Source organism: Micromonospora sp. NPDC050187 (genome assembly GCF_044459745.1).
Classification (GTDB): Bacteria; Actinomycetota; Actinomycetes; order Mycobacteriales; family Micromonosporaceae; genus Micromonospora.
The window spans coordinates 110,163-116,594 of record NZ_JBITJH010000021.1 but is presented as its reverse complement, the minus strand read 5'-3'; the positions used below and the strand labels follow the sequence as shown (position 1 = coordinate 116,594).

Below are 6,432 nucleotides of genomic sequence, written 5' to 3'. Positions count from 1 at the left end.
CCGTCGTCGCCTTGGTAGGCCATCACCCCACCAACAAGCTGATAGGCCGCGAGCCCATCCCAGGCCGAAAAACTTTCCACCAACAGTCATGCGACTGAAGGTCATATTCGGTATTAGCCCCGGTTTCCCGGGGTTATCCCAAAGCCTAGGGCAGGTTGCTCACGTGTTACTCACCCGTTCGCCGCTCGAGTACCCCGAAGGGCCTTTCCGCTCGACTTGCATGTGTTAAGCACGCCGCCAGCGTTCGTCCTGAGCCAGGATCAAACTCTCCAACAAAAACTTGTTGAACAATCGTCCCGGCAACAAAAAGTGTTGCCAAAGGAATCCCCACCAGTCAGACATAAAGCCCAACCAGCACGGGGTATAACTTAATTGGCACTGGCTTATCAAGCACCCTGTTGAGTTCTCAAAGAACAACCACACACCATCCGGAACCCTCACCGGGAACCATCCGGGGCAACCGCTCCAACCTACCTGACTTCGATCCTGTCGGCAAGCATCTCTTTCAAGATTCTTTCCGCTAGCTTCAGTCAGACCCACTCCGACGCACCCCGATCATCGGGGGTCGTTTCTGAGGTGAGGTTCCCGCAGACCGGCCGATCACCGCTCTGCGGTGTTCCGCCCGGCTCCTGCCGGCTTCAGCACTCTACCCGGTCGGTTTCGCGATCGCAACCCCAACTTTCGGGGAACTTCGCACCACCCGGACCAGTCCCGTTCGGCGTCTCCGCCTTGGGCCTGGCGCCCGCTTCGGCCGGTTTGTCCGGCCTCCCGCTTGCAGAGAGAAAGTTACGCGTCCGGTCGCTCTGGCGCAAATCAACGTTCATCACTGCCATTTCGGAGGCCCGTCGCAGCCGGCCCCTGGAGGTCCCGACTGCTGGTGTGCCGACAGGAGTCGGTCCCGCGTGCCAGAGTGTCTGACATGGCTGACCTACCACGGTCCCCGACGACAGTGCTCGCCGAAGACGCGCTGCTGGGGCTCCTCCTGCCGATCTGGCAGCTGGTCATCGCGGTCCTGGTGCTGTTCGCCGTCGTGGCCTCGGTGCGACGGCTGGCCCGACGGGGCCCTTCCCGGATGAGCACCGCTCTCCTGGTCACCGCCGCGGCCATCGCCGGGCTGGCCGTGATCGGTGTCCTGCTCCAGGAGACGTGATCCGTGAGCGGCAGCAGCACCGGACGGAGGTCGCCCGCCCGTTCAGAGTCGACGGTTCGCCAGGCTGGGCAGCTCGGCCCGGATCGTCCGAAGCCGTTCCAGGTCGAGGTCTGCGATGGTGAGACCGGTGCCGTCCGGCACCTGGGTCAGAACCGTGCCCCACGGGTCGATCACCATGCTGCGGCCGAAACACGTCCGGCCCGGTTCGTGGTCCCCAGTCTGCCCGGCCGCCGCCACGAAGCACTGGTTCTCGATGGCCCGGGCCCGCAGCAGAACCTCCCAGTGGTCCCGGCCCGTGTGCATCATGAAGGCAGCCGGCACCACCAGCAGTTCCGCACCGCCCTCGGTGGCCAGTTGCCGGTACAGCTCGGGGAACCGCAGGTCGTAACAGATGGACAGGCCCACCCGAAGGCCCTCGACCGAGACGACCACCGGCTCCGAGCCGGGCGCGACGGTGGCGGACTCCAGGTACGAGACCCGTCCCGGAATCTCCACGTCGTACAGGTGGATCTTGCGGTAGCTGGCGGCCAGCGCACCGGAACGGTCGAACACCAGAGACGTGTTGTACGTGTGCCCCGGGTCGGGCCCCCGCTCGTGGAACGAGCCCGCGATCACCCACATGCCCAGTCGGCCGGCAACGCCCGCGAAGAAGCTGCCCACCTCACCGTCCGTCGACTCCGGCTCGGGCAGTCCCCCGGCCGGGCCGAGGTAGTCGACGTACTCCGGTAGGACGGCAAGGTCGGCGCCGGCTTCGGCGGCGCGGACCAGAAGACGTTCGGCGGTCGCGAGGTTGGCGTTGCGGTCCTCGCGGGCGTTCAGCTGACAGACGGCGACACGCATGCGCACCAGCCTAAGGGCGTGATCCGGGTACGCGCTGTCCCGTACCCGGACGTCGTACCGCGGTCAGGCGGACTTCTCCTCGCGGTCCCGGCGGGCCCGCCGGCCGGTGAACTCGCGTGGCACGATCGTCGGGTTGACGTTCTCCAGGACCACCTCACGGGTGATCAGCACGCGGGCGGCGTCCGGATTGCTCGGCACCTCGTACATCGCGGAGAGCAGGACCTCCTCGATGATGGCGCGGAGGCCGCGGGCACCTGTGCCACGGAGCATCGCCTGATCGGCGATCGCCTCCAGGGCCGGCTCGTCGAACTCCAACTCGACCCCGTCGAGCTCGAAGAGGCGCTGGTACTGCCGGACCAGGGCGTTGCGCGGCTCGGTGAGGATCTGCACGAGGGCCTGACGGTCCAGGCTGCGGACGTTGGTGATCACCGGAAGCCGGCCGACGAACTCGGGGATCAGCCCGAACTTGAGCATGTCCTCCGGCATGACCTGACTGAAGATGTCGTCGGTCGAACGCTCGGAGACCGCCCGGAGCCGGGCACCGAACCCGGTGCCGCCCTGCCCGGTGCGGGCCTCGATGATCTGGTCGAGGCCGGCGAAGGCACCACCACAGATAAAGAGCACGTTGGTGGTGTCGATCTGGATGAACTCCTGGTGGGGGTGTTTCCGGCCGCCCTGCGGCGGCACGTTGGCCACCGTGCCCTCCAGGATCTTGAGCAGCGCCTGTTGGACGCCCTCACCGGAGACGTCCCGGGTGATCGAGGGATTCTCGGACTTGCGGGCGATCTTGTCGACCTCGTCGATATAGATGATGCCCGTCTCGGCGCGCTTGATGTCGTAGTCGGCGGCCTGGATCAGCTTGAGGAGGATGTTCTCCACGTCCTCGCCGACGTACCCGGCCTCGGTGAGCGCCGTGGCGTCAGCGATGGCGAACGGGACGTTGAGCATGCGGGCGAGGGTCTGCGCGAGGTGGGTCTTGCCGCAGCCGGTCGGCCCGATGAGCAGGATGTTGGACTTCGCCAACTCGACGGCGTCGCTGCCGGACCCCGGCGCGCCGGCCGCCTCGGCCTGGATCCGCTTGTAGTGGTTGTAGACCGCGACCGCCAGGGCCTTCTTGGCCTGGTCCTGACCGACGACGTAGTTGTCGAGGAACTGGCAGATCTCCATCGGCTTGGGAAGCTCTTCCCACTTCACCTCGCCGGACTCGGCCAGCTCCTCTTCGATGATCTCGTTACAGAGGTCGATGCACTCGTCGCAGATGTAGACCCCTGGGCCCGCGATGAGCTTCTTGACCTGCTTCTGCGACTTGCCACAGAAGGAGCACTTCAGTAGGTCGCCGCCGTCACCGATCCGTGCCACCTACGTTCTCCCTGCACTCGTCGGCCGGTACGCCGGCCCTGGCTTGAGGACGTTGATCCCCGTGTCCGTGTCTTCACCCGCCGGTCCGACCCGGCGAAGGGGCACAGACCCGACGTTACCCGCTGCCGGGGGTTTCTCCGACCCCCAAAACGGGTGTGTCAGAGGCCGGCCGGGAGCACGCCCCCGGGCCGACCTCCGACCCCAACTGTTCAGCTGGCGGCGTTGGCGGCCAGCAGACCCTTCTTACGGCTGGTGAGGATGGTGTCGACCACGCCGTACTCGCGGGCCTCCTCCGCCGTCATGATCTTGTCCCGGTCGATGTCCTTGCGGACCTTGTCCACCGGCTGGTTGCAGTGCTTGGAGTACATCTCCTCGAGCTGCGTCCGCATCCGGAGGATCTCCCGGGCCTGGATCTCGATGTCCGAGCCCTGCCCGTAGCCGCCCTCGGTGGCCGGCTGGTGCATGATGATCCGCGAGTTAGGAAGAGCCATCCGCTTGCCCGGCGTACCGGCCGCGAGCAGCACCGAGGCGGCGCTGGCCGCCTGGCCGAGGCAGACCGTCTGGATGTCCGGCCGGACGTACTGCATGGTGTCGTAGATCGCCGTCATGGCGGTGAACGAGCCACCCGGCGAGTTGATGTACATGATGATGTCGCGGTCCGGGTCGGTGCCCTCGAGCGTCAGCAACTGCGCCATCACGTCGTTGGCCGACGCGTCGTCGACCTGGACGCCGAGGAAGATGATCCGGTCCTCGAAGAGCTTGTTGTACGGGTTCGACTCCTTCACCCCGTACGAGGTGCGCTCGACGAACGACGGCAGGATGTAGCGGTTGTGCACCGGCGCGAAACGCGGCGGCAGGCTCAGGTCGGTCATCGTCAGCTCCTCGATCAGCTCAGGGTCCCGGCGCCTTCCGGAACCTGGGTGGCTCCGGTGATCACCTTGTCGATGAAGCCGTAGTCCATGGCCTCCTGGGCGGTGAACCAGCGGTCGCGGTCCGAGTCGGCCTCGATCTGCGTGTGCTCCTGCCCGGTGTGGAAGGCGACCCGCTCCTGGAACATCCGCTTCGTGTAGAGCATCTGCTCCGCCTGGATGGCGATGTCGGACGCCGTACCGCCCATGCCACCGGACGGCTGGTGCATCATGATCCGCGCGTGGGGAAGAGCGTACCGCTTGCCCTTGGTGCCGGCGCAGAGCAGCAGCTGGCCCATGGAGGCCGCCATGCCCATCGCCACGGTGGACACGTCGTTGTCGATGAACTGCATGGTGTCGTAGATCGCCATGCCGGAGTAGACCGAGCCACCCGGCGAGTTGATCCAGAGGTTGATGTCGCGGTGCGGGTCCTCCGCCGCGAGCAGGAGCAGCTGGGCGCAGATGCGGTTGGCGACCTGGTCGGTCACCTCGCTGCCCAGGAAGATGATGCGCTCCTTGAGCAACCGGTTGTAGACCGAGTCGTCGAGGTTGCCAAGGGGATCGCCACCGCGGGCCTCGATCGCCCGGAGCGGCATCGCTGGGATGTGCTTGTCGGTCATGGCAGCCCTTCGCTCTCCGTACCGTCTTACCCGACACTAACCGCTCAGCCGAGTGACAGAGTCCCGGTCGGGGGCCTTTTCGCTCTCAGCGCAGCCACCTGGGATCCGTACCCGGAAAAGGGTTTCGGCCGCCGACCGCCACTCGCGGGCGTTCGGCGGCCGACCCCGCGATCAGTGGTCGTGGTCGTGGTCGTGCGCCTCGTCACCCTCGGCCTTCAGGGCGTCCAGGGTGACGGCGTTGCCGGCCGCGTCCTTGATCGTGACGCGCTCCATCACCGAGGCCAGCGCCTTGCCGCGCCGGACGTCGCCGAAGACCGCCGCCGCCGCACCCGAGCGGACCAGCTGGTCGTAGTACTGCTGGGGCGGCATCCCGGCGCGCTGCGCCCGGTGGACGATCTCGTGGCCGAACTCGTCGTCCGAGACCTGGACGTCGTCGGCGTCGGCCAGGGTGTCCAGCAGGAGCTGGATCTTGACGCCCTCGGTCGCCGCCGTCTTCAGCTCCTCGTCGAGCTGCTCCTCGGTCTTCTCCTCGGCCGCAAGGTACTCCTCCAGCGAGGCGCCGATCCGCTCGAGCTGGTCGACCATCGCCTGCTTGCGGCTGGTGACCTCCTCGCTGACGACACCCTCCGGCGCCGGCACCTCGGCGGCGGCGACGAGCTGCTCGAGGGCCTTGTCCCGGGCGGCGTAGATCTGCTCGACCCGCTTGCCCTTGGTGATCCGCTCGCGCACGTCGCCACGGAGCTCCTCGAGCGTGTCGAACTCGCTCGCCATCTGGGCGAACTCGTCGTTCAGCTCGGGCAGTTCCTTCTCCTTGACGGTACGGACGGTCACCGCCACCTCGGCGTCCTTGCCGGCGAAGTCGCCGCCGACGAGCTGGGTGGTGAAGGTGGTGCTCTCACCGGCGGCGAGGCCGACGACGGCCTCGTCCAGCCCCGGGAGGAGCTGCTTGCTGCCGACCTCGTGGGAGAGGTTGGTCGCCGAACCACCCGGCACGTCCTCGCCGTCGACGGTGGCGTTCAGGTCGATCTGGACGAAGTCGCCCTCCTGGGCGGCGCGCTCGACGGTCTTGAGCGTGGCGAACCGCTCGCGCAGGCTCTTGACCTGCTCGTCGATCTCACTGTCGTCGATCTGGAGCTCGTCGACGGTCACCTCGATGGTGGCCGGGTCGGGCAGGGTGAGCTCCGGACGGACGTCGACCTCGGCGGTGAAGTTGAGGCTGTCACCGTCGTTGAACTCGGTGATCTCGACCTCGGGGCGACCCAGCGTCTTCAGGTCGTGCTCGCGGACGGCGGCGAGGATGTTCTGCGGGATCGCCTCCTGCACCGCCTCGTTGAGGACGGCGCCCCGGCCGACCCGCTGGTCGATGACCGCGGCCGGAACCTTGCCCTTGCGGAAGCCGGGAACCTGGACCTGCTGGCCGATCTCCCGGTACGCCTTCTTGAGGCTCGGCTCGAGCTCGACGAACGGCACCTCGATGGCGAGCCGCACGCGCGTCGGGCTCAGAGTCTCGACGGTGCTCTTCACAGGCGTACTCCTTGAACGGATCTCGGTTTTG

Annotated in this window: 6 protein-coding genes and 1 rRNA gene; 1 reads left to right on the top strand and 6 read right to left on the bottom strand. The window is 66.9% G+C overall.

All coding sequences use genetic code 11. The annotated features are described in order from the left end of the window. Positions 1–276, bottom strand: a 16S ribosomal RNA gene (locus ACIBJE_RS26100); the annotation flags it as partial. A gap of 643 nt (positions 277–919) precedes the next feature. Here ACIBJE_RS26100 and ACIBJE_RS26095 point away from each other — a divergent pair. Further along, positions 920–1,150 carry a hypothetical protein gene (locus ACIBJE_RS26095; protein ID WP_088982520.1) on the top strand — a complete coding sequence of 77 codons (231 nt, stop codon included), beginning with the start codon at positions 920–922 and terminating at the stop codon, positions 1,148–1,150. A 42-nt stretch (positions 1,151–1,192) separates the two neighbouring features. Here the strand turns inward: ACIBJE_RS26095 and ACIBJE_RS26090 are convergent, their stop codons facing one another. The 5 genes from ACIBJE_RS26090 to tig form a co-directional block, all read right to left on the bottom strand. Then, positions 1,193–1,990 (bottom strand): carbon-nitrogen hydrolase family protein, encoded by a 798-nt coding sequence (locus ACIBJE_RS26090; protein WP_396752694.1) that lies wholly within the window; start codon positions 1,988–1,990, stop codon positions 1,193–1,195. Positions 1,991–2,053: 63 nt separating this feature from the next. After that, entirely contained in the window at positions 2,054–3,349 is a 1,296-nt protein-coding gene (gene clpX, locus ACIBJE_RS26085; RefSeq protein WP_396752692.1) for an ATP-dependent Clp protease ATP-binding subunit ClpX, read from the bottom strand. 209 nt (positions 3,350–3,558) lie between these two features. Beyond that, positions 3,559–4,221, bottom strand: coding sequence for an ATP-dependent Clp protease proteolytic subunit (locus ACIBJE_RS26080; RefSeq protein ID WP_396752690.1), 663 nt, complete (start codon positions 4,219–4,221; stop codon positions 3,559–3,561). A gap of 14 nt (positions 4,222–4,235) precedes the next feature. Continuing rightward, positions 4,236–4,877 (bottom strand): ATP-dependent Clp protease proteolytic subunit, encoded by a 642-nt coding sequence (locus tag ACIBJE_RS26075; protein WP_396752688.1) that lies wholly within the window; start codon positions 4,875–4,877, stop codon positions 4,236–4,238. A gap of 171 nt (positions 4,878–5,048) precedes the next feature. After that, positions 5,049–6,401 carry a trigger factor gene (gene tig, locus ACIBJE_RS26070; protein WP_396752686.1) on the bottom strand — a complete coding sequence of 451 codons (1,353 nt, stop codon included), beginning with the start codon at positions 6,399–6,401 and terminating at the stop codon, positions 5,049–5,051. Positions 6,402–6,432: the final 31 nt, after the last annotated feature.

Coding starts and splice junctions, on each gene's coding strand:
- ACIBJE_RS26095 (WP_088982520.1), top strand. CDS start 920: ATGGCTGACCTACCACGGTCCCCGACGACAGTGCTCGCCGAAGACGCG.
- ACIBJE_RS26090 (WP_396752694.1), bottom strand. CDS start 1,990: ATGCGTGTCGCCGTCTGTCAGCTGAACGCCCGCGAGGACCGCAACGCC.
- ACIBJE_RS26080 (WP_396752690.1), bottom strand. CDS start 4,221: ATGACCGACCTGAGCCTGCCGCCGCGTTTCGCGCCGGTGCACAACCGC.
- ACIBJE_RS26075 (WP_396752688.1), bottom strand. CDS start 4,877: ATGACCGACAAGCACATCCCAGCGATGCCGCTCCGGGCGATCGAGGCC.